Raw genomic sequence first — 22498 nt, 5'->3', positions numbered from 1 at the left:
ACTCTCGCAAACTCGTGAATGGCACCACTATAAAGGCTCGCGGCTAGCGTGGTACAGGCTGACCCGGCGGAATTCGTGGGGCTCGGCCAGGTCCGGGAGGGTCAGTGCGTCGAGCACGCCCAATTGCCGGTACAGCGGGTGGCAGAAGTCGCGAACCCGTGAGTCGGCCACCAGGGCCTGGCGACCACGGCCGAGGAAGGCGTCGAGCAGGGGCAGGTTGGCGCGGTCATACAGCACATCGGCGACCAGGATCAGGTCGAAGCGGTCGTCCTCGGCGAAGAAATCGCTGCTGTAACCCAGCGCCACCCCGTTCAGCGCGGCGTTGGCGCGGCAGGCGTCGAGGGCCAGCGGGTCGAGGTCGCAGGCCACCACTTCCAGGGCGCCAGCGCGGGCTGCGGCAATGCCGGCGATACCGCTGCCGGCGCCAAAATCGAGCACGCGCTTGCCGGCCACCCAGTGCGGGTGTGCAGCCAAGTAACGGGCCATGGCCAGGCCGCTGGCCCAGCAGAAGCTCCAGTAGGGTGGCGCTTCGAGGATGCGCCGGGTTTCTTCGCTGCTGAATGCGCGGTCCATGTTCTGGTCGTCGATCAGCCAGAGCTTCAGTTCGCATTCAGGCAGCTCGCTGGCCACCAGGCGCGCTTCGCCGATCAGGCCGCTGAGGGCCTGTTGCAGTGCCAGGGGTGCCACTTACGGTGCCTTCTCGAAGCGCAGCGGCCCGGTGGCCTGGGTCTGTGCCTGGGTAATGCGTACCGGCGGAAGGTGCATGATCAGCTGGCCAGAGCGGCTGGCACGGCCACGCAGCTCTACCCGGGCACCGGCCGGAAAAGCCTCGGGGTTGAAGCGCAACTGGTAAGGCAGCGCCTGCCCGGTGCCGCTCAGGTTGCTGCTGGCCAGCAGGCGTTGCGGGCGGTCGCGTTCGTCGATGACCAGCAGGGCCAGCTCCACATCGGCCCCGGCCGGGACTTCCAGCAAGGTACCGCTCAGTTCGCGCTGGTAGGCGGGCAACGGGCCAAGGGGCTGGGTTTTCTTGGCCGATTTTGCTGGCGCGGGCGCCTGGGCCTGTTCGGGCTGGGGCCGGTCGCTACCGCAAGCGGCAAGCAAGGCGGCGCAGCACAGCACGACGAGCGCTCGATGGTGCATTGGGTCATCCTTCAGGGGCAGATTTCCCTGGATGTTAACCCCTTTGGCTTGTCTTGCCAGTGGGATGCGCTACCATGGCCCTCCCTTTTTTTGTTGCCTGCCACCATGCACTGTCCCTTTTGCGGTGCCAACGACACCAAGGTCATCGACTCTCGTCTTGTCGCCGAGGGCGAGCAAGTGCGCCGCCGTCGCGAGTGCGTCGCCTGCGGCGAACGTTTCACCACCTTCGAAACTGCCGAACTGGTGCTGCCGCGGCTGATCAAGCAAGACGGCACGCGCCAGCCCTTCGACGAAGACAAGTTGCGTGCAGGCATGCAACGGGCACTGGAAAAACGCCCGGTCAGCGTCGAACGCCTGGAAGCGGCGCTGGCGCACATCAAGAGCCGCCTGCGCGCCACCGGCGAGCGCGAAGTCAAGTCACTGGTGGTGGGTGAGCTGGTGATGGCCGAGCTGCGCAAGCTCGACGAAGTGGCGTATATCCGCTTCGCCTCGGTGTACCGACGCTTCCAGGACCTCGACGAATTCCGCGAAGAAATCGACCGCCTGGCCCGTGAGCCAGCCAAAGAGTGAGCATGCCCAGCCAGACCGCGATTCTCGACGCCCACTACATGGCCCGTGCCCTGGAACTGGCTCGCAAGGGTGTCTACAGCACCCACCCCAACCCGCGCGTGGGCTGTGTGATCGTGCGCGATGGCGAGGTGGTGGGCGAGGGCTGGCACGTGCGCGCCGGTGAGCCGCATGCCGAGGTGCATGCCCTGCGCCAGGCCGGTGAGCGTGCCCGCGGCGCCTGCGCCTATGTCACCCTCGAACCCTGCAGCCACCATGGCCGCACGCCGCCGTGCGCCGAAGCTCTGGTCGAGGCCGGCGTGGCCCGCGTGGTGGCAGCGATGCAGGACCCCAACCCACAGGTAGCGGGGCAGGGGCTGCGGCGCCTGGCAGCGGTGGGTATCGAGGTCCACAGCGGCGTGCTCGAAGCCGAGGCTCGGGCCCTCAACCCAGGCTTTCTAAAGCGCATGGAGCACGGCCTGCCGTTCGTCAGGGCCAAGCTGGCCATGAGCCTGGACGGCCGCACCGCCATGGCCAGCGGCGAAAGCCAATGGATCACCGGCCCCGCCGCCCGTGCTGCGGTGCAGCGCCTGCGCGCCCGTTCAAGTGTGGTGCTCACCAGCGCCGCCAGCGTGCTGGCCGATAACGCACGCATGACCGTGCGTGGCGCAGAGCTAGGCCTGGATGATGAAACCCGTGCCCTGGCATTGAGCCGCCCACCGCTGCGCGTGCTGATCGATGGCCGCCTGCGGCTGGCGCTGGATGCGCCGTTCTTCCTGGCCGGCCCGGCCCTGGTGGTGACGGCTGCCGCAGCAGATGCGCGGTACGCCGAGGCGGGCCACGAGCTGCTGAGCCTGCCAGGCGCCGGTGGCCAGGTCGACCTGCCCGCGTTGATGCGTGTGCTGGCCCAGCGTGGCGTCAACGAGATTCTGCTGGAAGCCGGCGCCAGCCTTGCCGGTGCGTTCGCCCGGCAAGGCCTGATCGACGAGTACCAGTTGTTCGTCGCCGGTACCTTCCTTGGCTCCCAGGCCCGCCCGCTGCTGGAGTGGCCCCTGGCAACGATGAGCGAAGCGCCGCGACTGAAAATTACCGAAATGCGCGCGGTGGGCGATGACTGGCGGGTCACGGCCATCCCCCTGCCGGCGCCCGGCGTATAATGCCAGGCTTGCCCTGCGCAACCCGTTCTTGAGGAAGACCCCATGTTCACCGGCATCATCGAATCCATCGGCACTGTCCGCAGCCTGACCCCCAAAGGTGGCGACGTGCGCGTCTACGTCGAGACCGGCAAGCTCGACCTGGGTGACGTCAAGCTCGGCGACAGCATCGCCGTCAACGGCGTATGCCTGACCGCCGTCGAACTGCCGGGCGATGGCTTCTGGGCCGACGTCAGCGTCGAAACCCTCAAGCGCACCGCCTTCATCGACCTCAAGAGCGGCAGCAAGGTCAACCTGGAAAAGGCCCTGACCCCCACCACCCGCCTGGGCGGCCACCTGGTCAGCGGCCACGTCGACGGTGTCGGCGAAATCATCTCGCGCAGCGATAACGCCCGCGCTATCCAGTTCCGCGTGCGTGCACCCAAGGAGCTGGCCAAGTACATCGCCCACAAGGGTTCGATCACCGTCGACGGCACCAGCCTGACGGTCAATGAGGTCAATGGCGCCGAGTTCGAGCTGACCATTGTCCCGCACACCCTGTCCGAAACCATCATGGCCGACTACCGCGCAGGGCGTCGGGTAAACCTTGAGGTCGACCTGCTGGCCCGTTACCTGGAGCGTCTGCTGCTGGGCGACAAGGCTGGCGAACCGAGCAAGGGCAGTGGCATTACCGAAAGCTTCCTGGCCGCCAACGGCTTCTTGAAATCCTGATTGAGAAGGGGGTGCCGAGTGGCGCTCAACAGCATCGAAGAACTGGTCGAAGACATCCGCCAGGGCAAAATGGTCATCCTCATGGATGACGAAGACCGCGAGAACGAAGGCGACATCATCATGGCGGCCGAGTGCTGCCTGCCTGAGCACATCAACTTCATGGCCAAGCATGCCCGTGGCCTGATCTGCATGCCGATGACCCGCGAGCGCTGCGAAACGCTCAAGCTGCCGCTGATGGCGCCGCGTAACGGGTCCGGCTTCGGCACCAAGTTCACCGTGTCGATCGAGGCCGCCGAAGGTGTCACCACCGGCATTTCCGCTGCCGACCGCGCACGTACCGTGCAAGCTGCCGCTGCCAAGGACGCCAAGGCCGAGGACATCGTCAGCCCGGGCCACATCTTCCCGCTGATGGCCCAGCCGGGCGGCACCCTGGCCCGCGCCGGCCACACCGAGGCCGCTTGCGACCTGGCGCGCATGGCCGGCTTCGAGCCGAGCGGCGTGATCTGCGAAGTGATGAACGATGACGGCACCATGTCGCGCCGCGCCGAGCTGGAAGTGTTCGCCGCCGAGCACGGCCTGAAGATCGGCACCATCGCCGACCTGATCCACTACCGCATGATCCACGAGCGCACCGTACAACGTGTCTCCGAGCAGCCGGTGGAGAGCGAGCTGGGCGAGTTCAACCTGGTCACCTACCGCGATGCGGTGGAAGGCGACGTGCACATGGCCCTGACCCTGGGCAATATCTGCGCCGAAGAGCCGACCCTGGTGCGCGTGCACAACATGGACCCGCTGCGCGACCTGCTGCTGGTCAAGCAACCGGGCCGCTGGAGCCTGCGCGCCGCCATGGCTGCCGTGGCCGAAGCTGGCAGCGGCGTGGTGCTGCTGCTGGGCCACCCGCTGGACGGCGACGTGCTGCTGGCGCACATCCGCGAAAGCGCGGGCGATGCACCGACCAAGGTACCGACCACCTACAGCACCGTGGGTGCCGGTTCGCAGATCCTGCGCGACCTCGGTGTGCGCAAGATGCGCCTGATGAGTTCGCCGATGAAGTTCAATGCGATATCCGGATTCGATCTGGAAGTTGTAGAATACGTGCCCTCCGAGTGACTTGAGGCGGCATTGACGCCCTCTACTCGAGTCCAGACCCCTGCCGAGGCCGCTTGTATGCGGCCTCGCTCTTGAACATGAGAACATCGGAATGACCCTGAAGACCATCGAAGGTACCTTCATCGCCCCCAAAGGTCGCTATGCTTTGGTGGTTGGCCGCTTCAACAGCTTCGTCGTCGAAAGCCTGGTAAGCGGTGCCGTTGATGCCCTGGTACGCCACGGTGTCAGCGAAAGCGACATCACCATCATCCGTGCCCCGGGCGCGTTCGAAATCCCGCTGGTAGCACAGAAGGTCGCCCAGCAAGGCGCGTACGACGCGATCATCGCCCTGGGCGCCGTGATCCGCGGTGGTACCCCGCACTTCGAATACGTGGCGGGCGAATGCACCAAGGGCCTGGCCCAGGTGTCCATGGAGTTCGGTGTTCCGGTGGCCTTCGGCGTTCTGACCGTCGACTCCATCGAACAGGCCATCGAGCGTTCCGGCACCAAGGCTGGCAACAAAGGTGCTGAAGCTGCCCTGTCCGCTCTGGAAATGGTCAGCCTGCTGGCGCAGTTGGAGGCCAAGTGATTAGCGACGAAAGCGATCGTTTCAACCCGCGCGATCCAAAACCTGCGGATGCCGGCAAGCCCTCGAAGAGCGCCAAGCGCCGCGAAGCCCGTAAGCTCGCGACACAGGCGCTGTACCAGTGGCACATGGCGCGTCAGTCGGTAAACGAGATCGAAGCGCAGTTCCGGGTCGATAACGATTTCACCGATGTCGATGGCGCCTACTTCCGCGAGATCCTGCATGGGGTCCCGGCCAAGAAGGACGAGATCGACGCGGCCCTGAAGCCTTGCCTGGCGCTGGCGCTGGAAGAGCTCGACCCTGTCGAACTGGCTGTGCTGCGGTTGTCCACCTGGGAACTGATGATGCGCGTCGATGTACCATATCGCGTGGTGATCAACGAAGGTATCGAGCTGGCCAAGGTCTTCGGTGCCACCGACGGCCACAAGTTCGTCAACGGTGTGCTGGACAAGCTCGCCCCTTCGCTGCGCGAAGCGGAAGCCAAGGCGAACAAGCGCTGATCCCGGCGCTGGCCGACCATGGGTGAGTTCGAGCTGATCAGCCATTACTTCGCCGCCGCGCCCTGTGCGCAAGGTGGTGAAGGCGTGGCCCTGGGCATCGGTGACGATTGCGCGCTGCTGGATTTGCCTGCGGGCGAGCAACTGGCGGTGTCCACCGACACCCTGGTGGCCGGCGTGCACTTCCCTGCGGTCTGCGACCCCTTGCTGCTTGGCCAGCGCTCGCTGGCCGTGGCCGCCAGTGACCTGGCGGCGATGGGCGCCACCCCCATCGGCTTCACCCTTGCCCTGACCTTGCCCGATGTCAGCGCCGACTGGCTGCAAGCCTACGCTGACGGCCTTAACCGTATGGCCCGGCGTTGCCAGCTGAGCCTGATTGGCGGTGACACCACCCGCGGCCCCTTGAGTATCACCATGACCGTGTTTGGCCGCGTGCCGGCCGGGCAGGCGTTGCGCCGTGGTGGTGCTCGCCCTGGTGACCTTCTGTGCGTGGGGGGTGAGCTGGGCAACGCCGCCGGCGCCTTGCCGTTGGTCCTGGGCCAGCGCCAGGCCGAGGCCGCACTGGCCCAGCCGCTGCTCGATCACTACTGGTCGCCTTCGCCGCAGTTCGCCCTGGGGCAGCTGTTGCGCGGGCGAGCCAGCGCGGCACTGGACATCTCCGACGGCCTGCTGGCCGACTGCGGGCATATTGCCAAGGCTTCCCGCGTGGCGCTCGAGGTGAACCTGGAGCAGGTGCCGATGTCATCCGCTCTGCAGGGTTTGCTCGGCCATGAGGCCGCGGTGCAGGCGGCCCTGACCGGTGGCGACGACTATGTGCTGGCGTTCACTTTACCGCCGGCGCAGCTTTCATCCCTGCAGGCGCAAGGCCTGGCGGCGTTTCATGTCATCGGGCGCGTGCTTGAGGGCCAGGGCGTCAGCCTGCGTGACCGACAGGGCCAGGACATCACCCCGCGGCAACGCGGCTATCAACATTTTAGGGAGACACCGTGACCGATCACCCCAATCAGGTGCCTGCGGAGTTCGTTCCGCCCTCGGTCTGGCGCAACCCCTGGCACTTCATCGCCTTCGGCTTCGGCTCCGGCACCTTGCCCAAGGCGCCGGGCACCTGGGGCTCGCTGGTGGCCATACCGTTCATCCCGCTGTGGCAGATGCTGCCAGACTGGGGTTACTGGCTGCTGCTGGGCGTGACCATGCTGTTCGGCTTCTGGTTGTGCGGCAAAGTCGCCAATGACTTGCGCGTGCATGACCATGAGGGCATTGTCTGGGACGAGATGGTGGGCATGTGGATCACCCTCTGGCTGGTGCCGGAAGGCTGGCAATGGTTGCTGGCGGGGTTCCTGATGTTCCGCTTCTTCGACATCCTCAAGCCATGGCCGATTCGCTGGATCGACCGCCATGTGCATGGCGGGGTCGGGATCATGCTCGACGACGTCCTGGCCGGCGTGTTCGCCTGGCTGGGTATGCAGGTTCTGGTGTGGGCGGTTGCCTGAGGCAGGGAGCGCGTAGATGGCCATAAGGACTGTGCTGTTGGCAATGCTGCTGGGCTTTGCTCCCTGGGTGGGGGCGGCCGGAGGTGTGCCGAAGCAGGTCCATCTGGTCAGCGAAGAATGGCTCGACTACACCAACGCCGACGGTAGCGGGGTTGCCTGGGATGTACTGCGCAAGGTGTTCGAGCCTGCCGGGGTCAAGGTCGTTACCCAGAGCGCGCCTTACAGCCGTGCGGTGGGGCTGGTCAAACGGGGCGAGGCCGATGCCTGGGTCGGCTCCTACAAGGACGAGGCTGACGACAACCTCTACCCGCGTTGGCACTTCGACATGGACCATATCTACGCCCTGGGGCTGGTCGCCAAGCCTGTGCCCACACCCAGCACGGTCGGCCAGTATCGCCTGGCCTGGGTGCGCGGCTACGACTACGCCAGCTATCTGCCCAATGCGCACAACTTCCGCGAAATCCAGCGCCGCGAAGGCATTCTGCCGATGCTCGAACATGACCGAGTGGACTTCTACATCGATGCGTTGACCGAAGTCGACTACGTGCTGGGCCAGGCTTCCGAGCCTGCGCGTTTTCGTAAAACCCATGTCGCCGAGCTACCGCTGTACCTGGCATTTGCCCACAACGAAAAGTCCAAGGCGCTGCGCGACCTGTTCGACAAGCGCATGGCCGAGCTGGTGCGCAGCGGTGAATTGAAGCCGATTTTCGAGCACTGGAAACAGCCGTATCCGTTCACCACCGACAGCCAGCCGCAGTGAGCGCTACCCGCTCCCATACAGGTTCGGCGTCTTGAGGGTGGGCCTCTGCTAAGCATCGAACTTTTCGATCTTAAGCGACGGTATTCAGCCAGCGCACAGGTGCCGACCTGCTGATACAATCGCCGCAACAGAAATTTCCTACTTATGCCAGGAGCACAACGTGCCCGTCGTCTTTGTTGCCGCCTCTAAACTCCCGACGCCCTTTGCGACCTTCACCATGCATGGCTTTCTCGACGAAGCCACCGGCCGTGAGCATGTGGTGCTCAGCCTGGGTGATATCGCGGACGGCGAGCCGGTGCTGGGGCGCCTGCATTCCGAGTGCCTGACCGGCGATGCCCTGTTCAGCCAGCGCTGTGACTGCGGCTCGCAACTGGAAGCTGCCCTGCAGGCCATCGCCCGTGAAGGCCGTGGCGTGCTGCTGTACCTGCGCCAGGAAGGCCGCGGCATTGGCCTGTTGAACAAGATCCGCGCCTACGAACTGCAGGACGGCGGCGCCGATACCGTCGAAGCCAACGAACGCCTGGGCTTTGCCGCCGACCAGCGCGACTATGCCATCTGCCTGCCGATGCTCGAGCACCTGGGGGTGAAGGCCCTGCGCCTGATGACCAACAACCCGCGCAAGGTCAAGGCCCTGACCGACATGAACATCGTCGTCGCTGAACGTGTGCCGCTGCATACCGGGCACAACCCGCACAACCGTTACTACCTGGCCACCAAGGCCGGCAAGCTCGGCCACATGCTGGGCAACGAACACCAGGGCGAGGTGCCCCAGGCGTGACCCGCGCCGAGGTCAAGCGGCGCCTGGCCCTGGCCTGGTGGCAATACCTGGCGATAGGCCTGGTGCCGCTGCCGGTAATGGCCTGGGCTTTTGGTGGCGGTGATCCATTGATCCCGGTGCTGGCCATGCCGTTGTTCATCGCCGGTGCGGCGACCATGTTCCTCAGCCTGCCGCGCTTTGGCGCTTACAAGCGTGCCTTGATCAGTACCGCCAAGGTGCTCGGCAGCAGCGAGGAGCCGGCAGCCTGGATCGAGCTGGCGCGGGTGCGGCGCCTGGCCATGCTGTATGCCTGCTTCCCTGCCTGGGTCGCCGCGCTGTCGGTGCTGGTGGGGCTGGAGGCGGTGCCGCAGATTCTTCTGGCACTGTCCACGGTGGTCGTGCTCTACCTGTACCGCATTCCGCGTCAGCTGGGCTGATGCGCGTCTTCCTCTGGCTGCTGGCGCTGTGCGCCTGTGCCGCCAGCGCGGCTGAGCCGCTGCGGGTGGTCAGCCTGGCGCCCTCGATGAGCGAGATCATGCTCGAGCTGCAGGCCGATGACCTGCTGGTCGGCATGCTCGATGGCGGCGAGCGCCCGCCAGCGCTGCAGGATGTGCCTTCTGTGGGCCGTCTGGGGCAACTGAACATGGAGCGCCTGCTCAGCTTGAAGCCTGACTTGCTGCTGCTGTGGCCGGGCAGTGTCGCGCCAGCGCAGCGTCATCAGCTCAAGCGCCTGGGCATCGCCACGTTCAGCGCCGAGCCCCATAGCATTGACCAATTGATCGATCAGATCGAAGCCATCGCCCAGCGCGTCGGCCGTGACCAGCAGGGCCGGCATTATGCGCAAACCTTGCGCGACAGGCTGCGGCACCTGCGTCAGCAGTATCGGCGTGAGCAGCCGCTGCGGGTGTTCTATCAAGTCTGGGACAAGCCGTTGTACACCCTCGGTGGCCGGCAGGTGGTCAGCGATGCCCTGGCCGTGTGCGGCGCACGCAATGTTTTCGCCGATCTGAGCCAGCCGGCGCCCCAGGTGAGCGTGGAATCTGTATTGCTGCAGGACCCCCAGGTGATTCTGGCGGGTGACCAGGCGCAGCTGGCAAGTTGGGAGGCTTGGCCACGTCTGAGAGCTGTGGCCAGTGATCGTCTGTTGGTGGTGCCGGACAAGGGCTTGGAGCGGCCCAGCGGGCAGATGATCGAGGCCACCGCGCGCCTGTGTGCGTTGCTCGACGCTAGAGCGCCGGCGTCCAGGTGACGCTCAGCAGCACAGTGCGGCCTTCCTCGCGGTAACCGTGGCTGGCGCCCTCGTAGCTGTACCGGGCACGGCTGTGGCGGTGGTCCAGCAGGTTGTCCAGCTTCGCTTCCAGTTTCAGCTCATCCGTTGCTGCCCAGCTACCCCGCAGGCCGAGCAGGCCGAAGCCGGCGAGCCGGTTGCGGTTGGCTTCGTCATCGTAGCTGCTGCTGACGGCTTGCCAGCTCCCGCCCACGCTGAACGGCCCGAATGCGCGGTCCAGGTCCAGGCTCACGGTACGGCGGGCACGGCGGGCGAGGGTATGGCCGCTGTCGCGGTCACGTGGGTCGATCAGCGCCAGCCCCAGCTGGCTGCGCCACGCGCCCCATTGCTGGTCGAGCGACAGTTCAAACCCGTTGACCCGCGCCGAGGCGACATTGCGTGGGATCGAGCCCTGGCCAAAGATGATCGCGTCGCGCAGGTCGGTGCGGTACAGCGAGGTCTCCAGGCGGCTGTCGGCGGTAAGCTGGCTGCGCCATTGCAGCTCGTAGCTTCGGGAATGCTCCGGGTTCAGGTCGGGGTTGCTGAACTGTGGGTAATACAGGTCATTGAATGTCGGTGCCCGGAAGCCTTCGCTGTAGGACAGCAGCACATCATTGTGCGCGTTCAAGGGCACGGTAAGGCTACCGCTCCAGGTGGTCTGGCCGCCGAACTGCTGGTTCTGGTCGCGGCGCACCCCCAGTTCGGTGGAGAACCGCTCGCCCTTGTACCGATGCTGAATGAAGGCGGCGCGGTTCCAGCGACTGTCCTTGTTGAAATCGGTGTTGGCGTGCACGCGGTCTTCGTACCAATCGCCGCCGATCAACAGGTTGTGCTGCTCACCCAGGGCCAGGTCGTTTTGCCAGGTAACCTGATCGCGATAGGTGTTGAACACGGAGTGCTCATCGCTGAGCTTGTCGCGTTTGTCGTCACGGTTTTCGCTGTGGGCAAGCTCCAGGCGTGAATGCCAGGTGTTGTTGAGCTGGGCGTCGAAGTAAGTGCCCAGGCTGCTGACGCTGAAGTCGGTGTAGGGTTTTTGCCCGAAGCTTTCGAAAGTGACCGGGTCAAAGCCACCGTACGGATTGTCGTATTCACTGCGCCCGCGGCTGTCGAGCAGGTTCAGGCCTGCCTCGAAGCGTTCGCCGAAGGTGTGGCTGAGGCTCAGGTTGAGTGACTTGTTACGGAATGCATCATGATCGCCGTCGCTGGCAAAGGAGGGGCCTGTGGCGTCAATGCCGGCAGTCTCGTCCAGGCTGGCACCCAGGTTGAAGCGGGTGGCGCCGTCGCCACCGGACAGGCCCAGGCTGCGCTGCCAGGTCTGGTTGCTGCCGGCGGCCAGGCGCAGGCGTGGCTGCAGCCCGGGGCCGCTACTGCGGCGGGTGAAGATCTGGATCACGCCACCCATGGCGTCGCTGCCGTATACCGCCGAGCGGGAGCCGCGCAGCACCTCGACACGCTCTATCTGGTCAACGTCGAGAAACTGCAGGCCACTGTCGCCAGAGGTGGCGTTGGCGATGCGTACGCCATCCACCAGTACCAGGCTCTGCGCCGCCTTGGTGCCGCGGATGAAAATGCCGGGCACGCTGCCGCGCCCGCCGGTGGGGGCCACTTGCACGCCTGGGACACGGGCCAGCAGGTCGGTGACGCTGGTGGGTTGCAGGCGGTCGATGTCGGCGCGGGTGAAGACGGTATTGGCGGCGCTGGTGGCGGTGCGCGACTCGACCTGGCGGTTGGCGCTGATCAGGACGTCGGGCAGTTTCAGGGCGTTGTCGCGTTCAGCGGCCAGGAGCGGAAGTGGCAGGCACAGGAGGGTGGCGGTGAAGCTCGGGATTTTCATGGGCAGTTCCAGACTATTCGCGGGACAAGCCCGCTCCCACAGGTTTGTCACTGTTCTCGAGAAGAGTGATGTACTTGTGGGAGCGGGCTTGTCCCGCGAATGGGCCGCAAAGCGGCCCCAAGGATTACAGCCCGAGCTTGGCCATCCGAGCCTTGACCGAAGCCTCGATCCCAGCCACATCCAGCCCACACTCTGCCAGCATCTGCGCAGGCTTGGCATGCTCGACATAAAGGTCTGGCAGCCCCAGGTGCAGCAGCGGCTTGGTCACCGCCTGGCTGGCCAGGAACTCGCCCACGGCAGCCCCCGCACCGCCCATGATGGCGTTCTCTTCGATGGTTACCAGCAGCTCATGGTTGGCAGCCAGTTCGAGTACCAGTGCCTCGTCCAGCGGCTTGACGAAGCGCATGTCGACCACTGTGGCATTGATCTGCTCGGCAGCCTGCAAGGCCTCGCTCAGCTGCACGCCGAACACCAGCAAGGCGACCTTCTCACCCTGGCGGCGGATGACGCCCTTGCCGATCTCCAAGGGTTCAAGGTCGCTGCTGATCGGCGCGTTGGGGCCCGTACCGCGTGGGTAGCGCACCGCCGCCGGGCCGTTGTACAGATGGCCGGTGGTGAGCATCTTGCGCAGCTCGTTCTCGTCGCTCGGGGTCATCACCAGCATGCCGGGGATGCAGCGCAGGTACGACAGGTCGTAGCTGCCGGCGTGGGTCGGGCCGTCTTCGCCGACCAGGCCGGCGCGGTCGATGGCGAACAGCACATCGAGGTTCTGCACCGCCACGTCGTGGATCAATTGGTCATAGGCGCGCTGCAGGAACGTCGAATAGATCGCCACCACCGGCTTGCTGCCTTCGCAGGCCATGCCTGCAGCCAGGGTCACCGCGTGCTGCTCGGCAATTGCCACGTCGAAGTAGCGCTCCGGGTAGCGTTCGCTGAAGTCGACCAGATCAGAGCCTTCCTTCATCGCCGGGGTAATGCCGACCAGGCGCTTGTCGCTGGCGGCCATGTCGCACAGCCACTGGCCGAACACAGCGGAATACTTGGGCCCGCTGGGCTTCTTCGGCGCGGCGGGCTTGTCGGCAGGTTCGAGCTTGGTGATGGCGTGGTAGCCGATCGGGTCGACTTCGGCCGGGGCGAAGCCCTTGCCCTTTTTGGTCACCACGTGCAGGAACTGCGGGCCCTTGAGGTCACGCATGTTGCGCAGGGTGGCGATCATGGTCGGCAGGTCGTGGCCGTCGATCGGGCCGATGTAGTTCCAGCCCAGTTCTTCGAACAGGGTGCCTGGGACCAGCATGCCTTTGGCGTATTCCTCGGTGCGGCGGGCGATTTCCCAGGCGCCAGGCAGGCGCGAGAGCACCTTCTTGCTGCCCTCGCGCATGCTTGCGTAGGTGCGGCTGGAGAGGATCTTGGCCAGGTAGTTGGACAGGCCGCCGACATTGCGCGAAATCGACATGTCGTTGTCGTTGAGGATCACCAGCATGTCGGCGTTGACTTCCTGGGCGTGGTTCAACGCCTCGAAAGCCATGCCGGCGGTCAGGGCGCCGTCGCCGATCACCGCGATCGACTTGCGTGCACTGTTCTGCAGGCGGGCGGCGATGGCCATGCCCAGCGCTGCGCTGATCGAGGTGCTGGAGTGGCCGACGCCGAAGGTGTCGTATTCACTCTCGCTGCGACGCGGGAAGGCGGCGATGCCATCCTTCTGGCGCAGGCTGAGCATGCGCTGGCGGCGGCCGGTGAGGATCTTGTGCGGGTAGGCCTGGTGGCCGACGTCCCACACCAGCCGGTCGTCCGGGGTGTCGAAGACGTAGTGCAGGGCGATCGTCAGCTCGATGACGCCCAGGCCGGCGCCAAAATGCCCACCGGTCTGACCCACGGTGTAGAGCAGTTCCTGGCGCAACTCGTCGGCCAGGGTCTCCAGGTCGGCTTCGGCCAGCCGGCGCAGGCCGGCAGGCGTGTCAGCGCGGTCGAGCAACGGCGTGACCGGGCGTTCGCGGGGGATCTCTTGAAACGTCGTGGGCATCAGGCGAGTCGTTATAGGTGTGAAGACGCGGCAGTTTACCCCATTGTGGGAAAAGTGCCCATTCGACCACGGGTTGTGCGGGATTGGCGTCGGTGCTTAGTTGCGGCGTTCGACGATATAGCGTGCCAGCGCCCGCAGGGGCTCGGCATTTTCCCCAAACCCTTGCAATGCGACCAGCGCCTGGTCGCGCAGTTCGATGGCATAGGCCTTGGCGGCTTCCAGGCCCAACAGGGCCGGGTAGGTCGGTTTGTCACGTGCGATGTCGGCGCCCTGGCGCTTGCCCAGGGTGGCGGTGTCGCTTTCTACGTCGAGGATGTCGTCCTGCACCTGGAACGCCAGGCCGATGGCCTGTGCGTAGGTCTGCAAGGCATCCAGTTGCGCCTGTTCGGCGCGGGCGCTGGCCAGGGCGCCGAGGCGCACGCTGGCTTCGATCAGCGCACCGGTCTTGTGCCGGTGCATGAATTCCAGGGCTTGCTGGTCCAGCTTGATACCCACCGACCCCAGGTCGATGGCCTGGCCGCCGACCATGCCCGCCGGGCCGGCAGCCTTGGCCAGGGCCTGGACCATGGCCAGGCGCAGGGTGTCGGACTGCGGGCTGAGGCGCGTGTCGAGCAGGGCGCTGAAGGCCAGGCTCTGCAGGCCGTCACCGGCCAGGATGGCGCAGGCTTCGTCGAAGGCTTTGTGGGTGGTGGGCTGGCCGCGGCGCAGGTCGTCGTCGTCCATCGCCGGCAGGTCGTCATGCACCAGCGAGTACGCGTGGATCAGCTCGACCGCGCAGGCCGCGCCATTGGCCTGTTCGGCAGGCGCACCCAACGCTTCGCAGGCCGCGTAGGCGAGCAGCGGGCGCACACGCTTGCCGCCGTTCATCACGCTGTAGCGCATGGCGGCATAGAGCCGCTCGAGCTCTTTGGTTGGCGCTTCGAACAGGGGTTCGAGGGCGGCGTCGACGCGGGCCTGGCAGTTGGCCTGGTAGCTGTTGATCATGCTTGCGGCTCGGCGTCGAAGGGTTGGGCTGCCAGCTCGCCGTCGCGTTCCAGAAGAATCTGCACCTTCTGTTCGGCCTGGGCCAGTGCGCCCTGGCAATCGCGGGTCAGGGCGATGCCTTGCTCGAAGGCGGCCAGCGAATCTTCCAGCGACAACTCGCCGTTCTCCAGGCGCTCGACCAGGGCTTGCAGGTCTGCGAGGGATTGCTCGAAATCGAGGGAGGCTTTTTTGCGGGCCATGGCGGCTGTCTCGGTGGCGTTCTTAACGGCGCGACACTAGCAGAGCAGGGCGGGGGGAGCAAACTTGTGAACGTCAGCCAGGCTTTGGGGCCGCAGCGCGGCCCCGCCGGTTTATCAGGCAATCTCGGCTTCGCGGGCCACCATCGCCTCGCGATACTGCGCCAGCTCTTCAATGGTCAGCACCGGCAAATTGTACTGCCGCGCATACACCGCCACCTGCTCCCCGCGGGCCATGCTGCCATCGGGGTTCATCAGCTCGCACAGCACCGCTGCCGGCCGCAGCCCGGCCAGGCGCGCCAGGTCTACCGAACCCTCGGTATGGCCACGACGGGTCAGTACCCCGCCGTTGCGCGCACGCAGCGGGAACACGTGGCCAGGGCTGACGATATGGCGTTGCTCGGCTGTCGAGCTTAGCGCCGCCGCGATGGTGGTAATCCGGTCGTGCGCCGAAACGCCGGTGGTGATGCCTTCGGCCGCTTCGATGGTGACGGTAAAGCCGGTGCCGTGGCGCGCCTGGTTGTTCTGCACCATCGGCGCCAGCTGCAGTGCGTCCACGGTGGCTTCGTCCAGGCACAGGCAGACGATGCCGCTGCAGTCGCGAATCATCATGGCCATGGTTTGCAACGAGATGTTTTCGGCGGCGGCGATGATGTCCGCTTCGTCCTCGCGGTCGTCGTCGTCCAGCAGCAGCACGGGGCGCCCGGCCTGGAAGGCGGCGATGGCGGCAGAAAGGTTGGGGAATTGCTTTTGCAGCATAGGTGACATGAAACGCTCCTCGTGAATGATCGATGAACGTCTCGGGGCGAACAAAACGCGCGCGCAGAGGCGCCCGAATGGCCCCTGCCTGACGCCTTCTTTCATCCGGACTATGACCGTCGGCTCTGGAGTCTCACCAGATCTGCTGACCCCCGGCATGGCCGGGGCGCTCGCGGGCTCATCTTTCGATTTACCGCCGGTGGGGACTTGCACCCCGCCCTGAAGACCGGCCAAGCATACAGCACAGTGCCACCCTGCTGGCAACCCGCGCGGCTAAGACCTTAGGCGACCGTGGGCGGTGAAACCGAAGCAACAGAAGGGCTTCCGTCGCCTTCAGAACCCGTGGTGATCCAGTAGGCGCGGGCTTGCCCCGCGAAGGAGGCCGGACCAGGTTTACCGAGACATCTCGTCGATCACTTTCTTCAGCGAGGCCGGCAACATCGGCCCATGCCCCAATCCGTCAAACCGTTCGAACCGCACCTGCAAACCCTGCACGTCGGCCAGGTCCGCTGCCAGCGCCTGCGCCGGCTGCTCCCCATCGCTTTTCATAGATGCACGCGGGCTCGAAGGCTCGTCGCCACCACGCATCAGCAGCAACCTCGGGCGGTGATCACCCAAACGCTGTTGCAGCCCCTGGGCTTCGCCAACAATCACCCCGTCACGCCACCACAACGACGGGCTGGCCGCTGCGTAGTCACTGAACTCGGCCGGCCGGGTAAACAGCGCATGCAGCACCGCCAGGCCACCATAGGAATGCCCCCACAATGTTTGCCGCTGCAGGTCGATCGGCGCCACGGCGGCCACCCTCGGCCGCATGCGCTGGCTCAGCAGGTCGAAGAACGCATCCACGCCGCCGCTGGGTTGGCCGGTCAGCGGGTCACGCTGCTGCGCCTGCCCGGGTACCGACGGGGTGTAGTCATAGGTCCGCCCAGCTCGGTCGATACGCTGATCGGTCTGGTAACCCACGGCCACCAGCAACGGCGCCTGGCCTGCGGCGAGCTTGCTCAGCTGTGCGCTGTCCAGCGCGCCCAGCGCGGCATTGCCGTCGAGCATCCACAGCACCGGGTAGCCTGCGGCGGGGGCTGGGCGGTCCGGTTTGCCGACCCACAGGCGGTAATGGCGCTGGCCGTCGGCCGAATCCAGGTCCAGCTGGCTGAAGCGGTAGGCCAGGTCCTGGCGCTGCAGCAGTGACGTGTCCATCTTCTGCTCGCGTTCCGGCTTGGCCAAAGCGGCGGGCGCAGCCAGGGCCAGGGCCATGGCCAGGTACAGGGGCATCTTGCTCATCGGGGAATCTCGCTCGGTCGTATAGGGTGGTCAACGGCTGATCAACACCTGCCGGCCGGTCGGGCGAACCTGCAGCCTGTAGGTTTGCGCCAGCATGGCCAAGGCCAGTGGCAAGTCATCGACCGGGAACGTGCCAGACACCCGCAGCTCGCCCAGGGCAGGGTCGCATTCAAGGTGCTGGTCGGTGTAGCGCGTCAGTTCTTGGGTCCACTGGCGCAGCGGCATGTCGTCGGCCACCAGCAGCCCGTTACGCCAAGCCAGGGTGGTTTCCCGCACCGCCTCGATGCTGCCCAGGTGCTCACGGCTGAAGCGCACTTGTTGCCCGGCCCGGATGATGTGCTCGCCTGGTGCCACGCTGGCGCGCTCAGGGCGTACCTGCACAGCGCCTTCATAGACGGCGAGCACGGTTTCATCGGCCAGTTGGCGCACGCTGAACCGCGTGCCCAGGGCAAGCAACTGGCCCTGCTGGGTCTGCGCCAGGAGTGGGCGGGGGTCGGCAGCGGTAACGATGTACAGCTCGCCCCGGCGCAGGTGCAGCAAGCGTTGCGCGCTATCGAACAGCACGTCCACCGCGCTGTCGCTGTTGAGGGTGATCTGCGTGCCGTCGGCCAGCCGTGCGTGCTGGCGCTCGCCCAGCGACGTCCGGTAGTCGCCGACCTGCGAGCGCCATGCCCACCCACTGAGGGGGGCGACGCCCATCAGCAGGAGCAGCCCGCGCAGCACGGCGCGCCTGCCCGTCGGGCGGTCCAAGGTCTGCTTGGCCAGCGTGGGCGGCACGCTGCCCAGGCGCGTGAGCAGGTGCTGCGCCCGTTTCCACGCGCGCTCGTGGTCGGCACTGGCAAGCCGCCAGCGCTCCAGCTCGCGCTGTTGGGCCGGCAGCAACGGCCCCTCCTGCATCAGCATCAGCCAGGAGGCCGCCTGGGCAAGCACCTGCTGGGGGATGGCAGCGTCAAGCGTGGCAGTGCCGCTATTCATCGGGCATCTGCGTCAGGCAGGTGAGGTAGGCCTCGTGGATGTACTTCTTGACGGTCGGCAATGCGATGTTCAGGGCTACGGCGATGTCCTTCTGCTTCATGCCGTCCAGCGTCGCCATCAGAAACGCCTGCCTGACCCGTGGGCGCAAGGTGTCGAGCAGCGCATCGATCTCGTGCAGGGTTTCCAGGATCACGCTTTGCAGCTCAGGCGAAGGGTGCTCGGGTTCTGGCAGCAGCAGCAGGGCTTCGAGCCAGGCGCGTTCCAGCGACTGCCGGCGGCGCCAACTGACCAGTACGCAATTGGCGATGCGGGTCAGGTAGGCGCGCGGCTGGCGGATCGGTTCGGCCCGCGCGCCCTCTCGGCTGGTCAGCACCCGCAAGAAGATATCGTGCGCCAGATCATCGGCCACGCCGCGCCCCCACGACCTCAGCCGGTAGGCGAGCCAGTTGCGTAACCAGGCGTGATTCTCGATGTACAGCGTCTCGACGCTGCACGGCTCGGTACTGTTCGGCGGGGAAAAGGGCGCATTCATCGTCGGTTGAATCGGTACATGACGGTCGCAAATGAAAACCATTATCACTAGAATTGCTCAGATCACAAGGCCGAATCGGTAAATTCAGCCGGTGCTCATGCCCCCATATCCTTTTTTCGATCTCGTGCGACAGAGGAGGTAACAGCCCGCAGCCAGTGGTGGGCGCAAACCCTACGAGCGAGATAAGCATGCTCCCAGTACGTTGTCCTTCACCTGCTCCGCGCCCTCGACTTTGCCTGGCGCCCATCACGTTTGCCCTGCGTTGCACGATGATCGGCTGCTGCGGCGCCGGCCTGTTGAACAGCAGCCTGGCCCTGGCACAGGACACCGGCACGGCTGCGCTCGCCGCCACCCGCCTGGACGATGCCACACCGCGTGACTACAACATTGCCCCGGGCCCGCTGGGCGCAGCCCTGGGCAGCTTCACCAGCCAGTCCGGGCTACTGGTGTCCTACGACCCTGAGTTGACCCGTGGGCGTACGGCGCCGGCCTTGAAGGGCCGGTATACAGTCAGCGAGGGTATCCAGCGGTTGCTGGCCAACGCCGGGTTGCAACTGGTGCCGAGCTCGACCGGCAGCTACGTGCTGATCGCCCAGCGTGCTGCGCCGAATGCGGCGGCCGAGTTATCGCCGACGATGGTCGAGGCCGCCGCCCAGGGGCCAGAGGCGGATACCTACAGGGCGCCACGCTCTTCGGTGCACCTGAACAGCGAACAGATCGACCGCTTCGGCCGTGTTTCCGCAGGCGATCTGCTCAACGGCGTGCCCGGCGTGCAGGTCGGTGACACGCGCAATGGCGGTGCCCTGGACGTCAACATCCGCGGTATCCAGGGGCAGAGCCGGGTGGCAGTCAAGGTCGATGGTTCGGAGCAGGCCCTGGACGTCTATCGCGGTTATGGCGGCACCCAGCAACGCAGCTATATCGACCCCGACCTGATCAGCAGCCTGACCGTGAACAAAGGCCCGTCGACCAAGTCTGGGGCGATTGGCGGCACGGTTGAAATGCAGACTATCGGCGTGCAGGACATTCTGGTCGACGGCAACCAGGTCGGCGTGCGCCTCAAGGGCGACCTCTGGGACAACGGCGTAGCCCCCGCTCATCGCAGCGCCAGCGCCAAGGATGAAAACCTCACCGCGCCACCCCGCGACAACCGCGCCAGCCTGTTCGGCTCCGAGGCTGAATCTGGCAGTGCCGCGTTTGCCTTCACCAGCGAGCGCCTGGACGTGGTGGCGGCATATGCGCACCGCAATCAAGGTAACTATTTCTCCGGCAAGAAGGGCCAGGATCGCTACCGCATCTATAACCAGTACGGCAGTGAACAGCCCAGCGTGGCGAGCACCTACAACGCGGGCGAGGAAGTGCTCAACTCTTCCTCGAAAACCGACTCGTACCTGCTCAAGGCCACCTGGCGCATCGCCGACGATCACACCTTGGACTTGGGCTACCGCCGCTACGATGGGCGTAGCGCCGAAATCATGCCTTCTGACATCTACCGCTACGGCACTGCGGGTATCTACCAGTACCCCCTGGGCGAGGTGAAGATCGATACCTACACCGCGCGCTATCACTACCTGCCTGCCGGTAACCCGTGGGTCGACCTGACCAGCAACCTGTGGATGACCGACGCCAAGACCAGCACGTTGAGTTCGTCATGGACTGCACCGGTTTCCCAGCTGTTTCGTACGGACCGCAGCTGGACACGCCAGGACAACCGCCGCATCGGCGGCGACCTGAGCAACGTCTCCAAATTCCAGACCGCCCATGGCGACTTCACACTGGACCTGGGCGGCGCGTTCCAGCTTGAAGACCTGCAACCGCAGAAGAATGTGCTGATCACCCAGCACGACATCGATGCCAACCGCACCCTGCGCGATGCATCCAGGCAGGCGTTCAGCTTCAACGGCAAGCTCGAGTACCAGCCGATCGAGCAACTGACCCTGTGGGGTGGTGGCCGGTACAGCCACTTCCGCACCAAGGACAACACCGTGCTGGCCAGCGCCCGGCGTGAGGATCGCGAGGTGCGCTATATCTCGGCGAGCGGCCCCAAGGGCTGGGGCAGCATGACCTGGTTCCCCGACCAGAACGGCCAGTACACCGACGCCACCGACCCGCGCCTGAACAACGGCATCGTCTTCGGCAACAGCAACGAGCCGTTCAACGGCGTGCGCTTCAACGACTTCGGTGCGACCCGCGTGGAGGTCAACCCAGAAGGCATCAGCAGCGTGGTCACAGGCTACGACCACACCCCGCAGGGCAGCAGTAGCGGCGGCGGCTTCGCGCCGGCTTTCGGCATCAATGTCGAGCTGATACCCGACACGTTCTTCTACGTCACCTACACCCAAGGCCTGCGCCTGCCTTCACTGTTCGAGACCAGCCAGGGCACCCAGCAAGTCACCCCCGGCAAAAGCCTCAAGCCTGAACGCTCGCAGAGCTGGGAAATCGGCGTCAGCGCCTTGCGCGACAACCTCTTTACCGCGCACGACTCGGCGGCGATCAAACTGGCCTTCTTCGACAACCACATCAAGAATTACATCACCCGCTACTACGACCCAAGCCCAGGTTTGTGGGGCCAGATGACCTTCAGCAACACCGACAGTTTCAGCACCCGTGGCCTTGAGCTGCAATCGCACTACGACGCCGGCCGCGTGTTCGCCGACCTGTCGGCCACTTACTACCTCAAGACCGAAACCTGCGACGCGGCGTTTGCCAGCAAATTGCGCGCCACGGCCAACCCCTACCAGAAGACCCAGGACACGCCCAACTGCACCCCGGGCAGCTTCATGGGCTCCTACACCAACACCCAAAACCCGCCGCGCTTCTCAGGCAACCTGACCACCGGCCTGCGCTTCTTCGACGAGGCGTTGACGCTGGGCGGGCGCGTGACCTACACCTCCGGCCCCACCAGCACCCTCGACAAACCCTGGCAGTCCGGCGCCACCACGCCGCAGGTCGAGTACCGCTCGGTGGCACTGTTCGATCTGTTCCTCAAGTACAAGTTGCTGGAGAACACCGAGGTGAATGTTTCGCTGCAGAACCTGACCGATCGCTATTACCTGGATCCGCTGGCGCAGAGCTTCATGCCGGCACCGGGGCGCACGGTGCGGATGGGGATGGTGGCGCGGTTCTGATGGCAGGTGAGGGTGGTGGCGCAGCGGGCTTTGCCATCGTCCTGCATTTTCTGCAGGCATTAAAAAGCCGGCTTGTGGCCGGCTTCTCGGGGACGCTTCCGACTAATTTATGGTAAGCCGCAACCGCCTTAACTGTGTGGTCACAAGGACCTGATAGAGATGGCAAACGCCCGTATGGGGTGTCGCCGAGCCCTCTGGACCGCGGCTTGCGCCGGTCGGGGCTAAATGTGCCGCGTAGCATACAAGGGCTCGCGCAGGATGCCCAGCAAAAAATGGCACAGTGTGTTTCAGCCGGGGCGCTGCCGGCGGAAATGCGACCAGTGGAAGACCCAGCCGATAATCTCCAGGCCCTGTGCCTGGCGTTGGGCGCGGGTGTAGCGCTCGACGGCGTAGTTGCGCCGGTCGTGGCTGTGCAGGTACAGGGTGCCATGCTGGCCGAGGCTGAGGTTGTTTACCCTGAGCGTGCCATTGTGCAGCAGGGCGTAGGTTTCGCCCTCGATTACCTGGGTCATGCCCAGGTCCACAGCCAAGGTGGCCTCCTGCGGGATCAGCGGGGCCATGTTGGCGGCAGGCATGGCCACGCAGATCGCCTGGTCTGCGGCAACGCCCAAGGTCTTCAGTGCCTTGCAGGGCAGGCGCAGGTGTTTGCTGGCAACCGGGGCAAGCCGGCCATTATGCAATTCGTGCAGGGGCACTTGCAGCATCCGGCCGCCGTGGGCCGACAGCGGGGAGGGCGGGGTGTCGTGGGT

At 65.4% G+C, this 22498-nt stretch carries 24 protein-coding genes and 1 riboswitch; of the genes, 13 read left to right on the top strand and 11 right to left on the bottom strand.

Annotated elements, in window-relative coordinates:
- Positions 1–27 precede the first annotated feature (27 nt).
- Positions 28–687, bottom strand: a complete 660-nt coding sequence (locus HU770_RS21695) for a 50S ribosomal protein L11 methyltransferase (RefSeq protein ID WP_186665487.1) — start codon at positions 685–687, stop codon at positions 28–30.
- Positions 688–1140, bottom strand: coding sequence for a YbaY family lipoprotein (locus HU770_RS21690; RefSeq protein ID WP_186665485.1), 453 nt, complete (start codon positions 1138–1140; stop codon positions 688–690).
- A gap of 105 nt (positions 1141–1245) precedes the next feature.
- On the opposite strand from HU770_RS21690, the gene nrdR reads away from it, so the two are divergent.
- The 12 genes from nrdR to HU770_RS21630 all read left to right on the top strand — a co-directional run bounded on the left by nrdR (position 1246) and on the right by HU770_RS21630 (position 9979).
- Positions 1246–1710: a transcriptional regulator NrdR gene (gene nrdR, locus HU770_RS21685; RefSeq protein ID WP_016393425.1), complete on the top strand. Its 465-nt coding sequence runs from the start codon at positions 1246–1248 to the stop codon at positions 1708–1710.
- A gap of 2 nt (positions 1711–1712) precedes the next feature.
- Positions 1713–2843 carry a bifunctional diaminohydroxyphosphoribosylaminopyrimidine deaminase/5-amino-6-(5-phosphoribosylamino)uracil reductase RibD gene (gene ribD / locus HU770_RS21680; RefSeq protein ID WP_186665483.1) on the top strand — a complete coding sequence of 377 codons (1131 nt, stop codon included), beginning with the start codon at positions 1713–1715 and terminating at the stop codon, positions 2841–2843.
- A 42-nt stretch (positions 2844–2885) separates the two neighbouring features.
- Complete coding sequence (locus HU770_RS21675) at positions 2886–3551, top strand: riboflavin synthase (RefSeq protein ID WP_033703448.1); 666 nt, start codon at positions 2886–2888, stop codon at positions 3549–3551.
- An 18-nt stretch (positions 3552–3569) separates the two neighbouring features.
- On the top strand, positions 3570–4661 hold the full coding sequence (gene ribBA / locus HU770_RS21670) for a bifunctional 3,4-dihydroxy-2-butanone-4-phosphate synthase/GTP cyclohydrolase II (protein ID WP_033703446.1): 1092 nt from the start codon (positions 3570–3572) through the stop codon (positions 4659–4661).
- Positions 4662–4752: 91 nt separating this feature from the next.
- Complete coding sequence (ribE, locus tag HU770_RS21665; RefSeq protein WP_003255395.1) at positions 4753–5229, top strand: 6,7-dimethyl-8-ribityllumazine synthase; 477 nt, start codon at positions 4753–4755, stop codon at positions 5227–5229.
- Positions 5226–5726, top strand: a complete 501-nt coding sequence (nusB, locus tag HU770_RS21660; protein WP_033703445.1) for a transcription antitermination factor NusB — start codon at positions 5226–5228, stop codon at positions 5724–5726. Before ribE ends, nusB begins: the two co-directional genes overlap by 4 nt.
- 18 nt (positions 5727–5744) lie before the next feature.
- Positions 5745–6713 carry a thiamine-phosphate kinase gene (gene thiL, locus HU770_RS21655; RefSeq protein WP_186661107.1) on the top strand — a complete coding sequence of 323 codons (969 nt, stop codon included), beginning with the start codon at positions 5745–5747 and terminating at the stop codon, positions 6711–6713.
- A complete protein-coding gene (locus tag HU770_RS21650; protein WP_033703443.1) occupies positions 6710–7213 on the top strand; it encodes a phosphatidylglycerophosphatase A in 504 nt (167 codons plus the stop codon). Before thiL ends, HU770_RS21650 begins: the two co-directional genes overlap by 4 nt.
- A 16-nt stretch (positions 7214–7229) precedes the next feature.
- The gene (locus tag HU770_RS21645; protein WP_186665481.1) at positions 7230–7973 is read left to right on the top strand and encodes a transporter substrate-binding domain-containing protein; all 744 of its coding nucleotides are present in this window, start codon (positions 7230–7232) and stop codon (positions 7971–7973) included.
- A gap of 160 nt (positions 7974–8133) precedes the next feature.
- The gene (gene ribA, locus HU770_RS21640; RefSeq protein WP_033703440.1) at positions 8134–8751 is read left to right on the top strand and encodes a GTP cyclohydrolase II; all 618 of its coding nucleotides are present in this window, start codon (positions 8134–8136) and stop codon (positions 8749–8751) included.
- The gene (locus HU770_RS21635; RefSeq protein ID WP_047583478.1) at positions 8748–9167 is read left to right on the top strand and encodes a hypothetical protein; all 420 of its coding nucleotides are present in this window, start codon (positions 8748–8750) and stop codon (positions 9165–9167) included. The genes ribA and HU770_RS21635 overlap by 4 nt, the downstream gene beginning before the upstream one ends.
- A complete protein-coding gene (locus HU770_RS21630; RefSeq protein ID WP_186665479.1) occupies positions 9167–9979 on the top strand; it encodes a cobalamin-binding protein in 813 nt (270 codons plus the stop codon). Before HU770_RS21635 ends, HU770_RS21630 begins: the two co-directional genes overlap by 1 nt.
- Here HU770_RS21630 and HU770_RS21625 read toward each other — a convergent pair.
- The 8 genes from HU770_RS21625 to HU770_RS21590 all read right to left on the bottom strand — a co-directional run bounded on the left by HU770_RS21625 (position 9957) and on the right by HU770_RS21590 (position 18621).
- Positions 9957–11831: a TonB-dependent receptor gene (locus tag HU770_RS21625; RefSeq protein WP_186665476.1), complete on the bottom strand. Its 1875-nt coding sequence runs from the start codon at positions 11829–11831 to the stop codon at positions 9957–9959. The genes HU770_RS21630 and HU770_RS21625 overlap by 23 nt on opposite strands.
- Before the next feature lie 124 nt (positions 11832–11955).
- On the bottom strand, positions 11956–13851 hold the full coding sequence (dxs, locus tag HU770_RS21620) for a 1-deoxy-D-xylulose-5-phosphate synthase (protein WP_033703435.1): 1896 nt from the start codon (positions 13849–13851) through the stop codon (positions 11956–11958).
- Positions 13852–13947: 96 nt separating this feature from the next.
- A complete protein-coding gene (gene ispA / locus HU770_RS21615) occupies positions 13948–14835 on the bottom strand; it encodes a (2E,6E)-farnesyl diphosphate synthase (protein WP_033703434.1) in 888 nt (295 codons plus the stop codon).
- Positions 14832–15074 carry an exodeoxyribonuclease VII small subunit gene (locus HU770_RS21610; protein WP_033703432.1) on the bottom strand — a complete coding sequence of 81 codons (243 nt, stop codon included), beginning with the start codon at positions 15072–15074 and terminating at the stop codon, positions 14832–14834. The genes ispA and HU770_RS21610 overlap by 4 nt, the downstream gene beginning before the upstream one ends.
- Positions 15075–15188: 114 nt before the next feature.
- Positions 15189–15839 carry a 3,4-dihydroxy-2-butanone-4-phosphate synthase gene (gene ribB / locus HU770_RS21605; RefSeq protein ID WP_047583482.1) on the bottom strand — a complete coding sequence of 217 codons (651 nt, stop codon included), beginning with the start codon at positions 15837–15839 and terminating at the stop codon, positions 15189–15191.
- 80 nt (positions 15840–15919) lie between these two features.
- Positions 15920–16061: riboswitch (FMN riboswitch) on the bottom strand.
- Between the two features lie 162 nt (positions 16062–16223).
- Positions 16224–17114: an alpha/beta hydrolase gene (locus tag HU770_RS21600; RefSeq protein WP_186665475.1), complete on the bottom strand. Its 891-nt coding sequence runs from the start codon at positions 17112–17114 to the stop codon at positions 16224–16226.
- Positions 17115–17144: 30 nt separating this feature from the next.
- On the bottom strand, positions 17145–18089 hold the full coding sequence (locus HU770_RS21595; RefSeq protein ID WP_186665473.1) for a FecR domain-containing protein: 945 nt from the start codon (positions 18087–18089) through the stop codon (positions 17145–17147).
- On the bottom strand, positions 18082–18621 hold the full coding sequence (locus HU770_RS21590; RefSeq protein ID WP_033703427.1) for a sigma-70 family RNA polymerase sigma factor: 540 nt from the start codon (positions 18619–18621) through the stop codon (positions 18082–18084). Before HU770_RS21590 ends, HU770_RS21595 begins: the two co-directional genes overlap by 8 nt.
- A 188-nt stretch (positions 18622–18809) precedes the next feature.
- On the opposite strand from HU770_RS21590, the gene HU770_RS21585 reads away from it, so the two are divergent.
- Positions 18810–21749 (top strand): TonB-dependent receptor, encoded by a 2940-nt coding sequence (locus tag HU770_RS21585; RefSeq protein ID WP_238347504.1) that lies wholly within the window; start codon positions 18810–18812, stop codon positions 21747–21749.
- 287 nt (positions 21750–22036) lie between these two features.
- On the opposite strand, the gene HU770_RS21580 is transcribed toward HU770_RS21585, so the two are convergent.
- On the bottom strand, positions 22037–22498 hold a 462-nt coding region (locus HU770_RS21580), incomplete at its 5' end, for a S24 family peptidase (protein ID WP_273028596.1).

This window comes from Pseudomonas sp. SWRI68, from assembly GCF_014269165.1.
Lineage (GTDB): Bacteria > Pseudomonadota > Gammaproteobacteria > Pseudomonadales > Pseudomonadaceae > Aquipseudomonas > Aquipseudomonas capeferrum.
This window is presented reverse-complemented; position numbering and strand designations above follow the sequence as displayed.

Bases quoted from the DNA above. Each gene is read 5' to 3' on its own strand.
- HU770_RS21690 (WP_186665485.1), bottom strand. From the start codon at position 1,140: ATGCACCATCGAGCGCTCGTCGTGCTGTGCTGCGCCGCCTTGCTTGCC.
- nrdR (WP_016393425.1), top strand. From the start codon at position 1,246: ATGCACTGTCCCTTTTGCGGTGCCAACGACACCAAGGTCATCGACTCT.
- ribD (WP_186665483.1), top strand. From the start codon at position 1,713: ATGCCCAGCCAGACCGCGATTCTCGACGCCCACTACATGGCCCGTGCC.
- HU770_RS21675 (WP_033703448.1), top strand. From the start codon at position 2,886: ATGTTCACCGGCATCATCGAATCCATCGGCACTGTCCGCAGCCTGACC.
- ribE (WP_003255395.1), top strand. From the start codon at position 4,753: ATGACCCTGAAGACCATCGAAGGTACCTTCATCGCCCCCAAAGGTCGC.
- thiL (WP_186661107.1), top strand. From the start codon at position 5,745: ATGGGTGAGTTCGAGCTGATCAGCCATTACTTCGCCGCCGCGCCCTGT.
- HU770_RS21645 (WP_186665481.1), top strand. From the start codon at position 7,230: ATGGCCATAAGGACTGTGCTGTTGGCAATGCTGCTGGGCTTTGCTCCC.
- HU770_RS21630 (WP_186665479.1), top strand. From the start codon at position 9,167: ATGCGCGTCTTCCTCTGGCTGCTGGCGCTGTGCGCCTGTGCCGCCAGC.
- HU770_RS21625 (WP_186665476.1), bottom strand. From the start codon at position 11,831: ATGAAAATCCCGAGCTTCACCGCCACCCTCCTGTGCCTGCCACTTCCG.
- dxs (WP_033703435.1), bottom strand. From the start codon at position 13,851: ATGCCCACGACGTTTCAAGAGATCCCCCGCGAACGCCCGGTCACGCCG.
- ispA (WP_033703434.1), bottom strand. From the start codon at position 14,835: ATGATCAACAGCTACCAGGCCAACTGCCAGGCCCGCGTCGACGCCGCC.
- HU770_RS21610 (WP_033703432.1), bottom strand. From the start codon at position 15,074: ATGGCCCGCAAAAAAGCCTCCCTCGATTTCGAGCAATCCCTCGCAGAC.
- ribB (WP_047583482.1), bottom strand. From the start codon at position 15,839: ATGTCACCTATGCTGCAAAAGCAATTCCCCAACCTTTCTGCCGCCATC.
- HU770_RS21600 (WP_186665475.1), bottom strand. From the start codon at position 17,114: ATGAGCAAGATGCCCCTGTACCTGGCCATGGCCCTGGCCCTGGCTGCG.
- HU770_RS21595 (WP_186665473.1), bottom strand. From the start codon at position 18,089: ATGAATAGCGGCACTGCCACGCTTGACGCTGCCATCCCCCAGCAGGTG.
- HU770_RS21590 (WP_033703427.1), bottom strand. From the start codon at position 18,621: ATGAATGCGCCCTTTTCCCCGCCGAACAGTACCGAGCCGTGCAGCGTC.
- HU770_RS21585 (WP_238347504.1), top strand. From the start codon at position 18,810: ATGCTCCCAGTACGTTGTCCTTCACCTGCTCCGCGCCCTCGACTTTGC.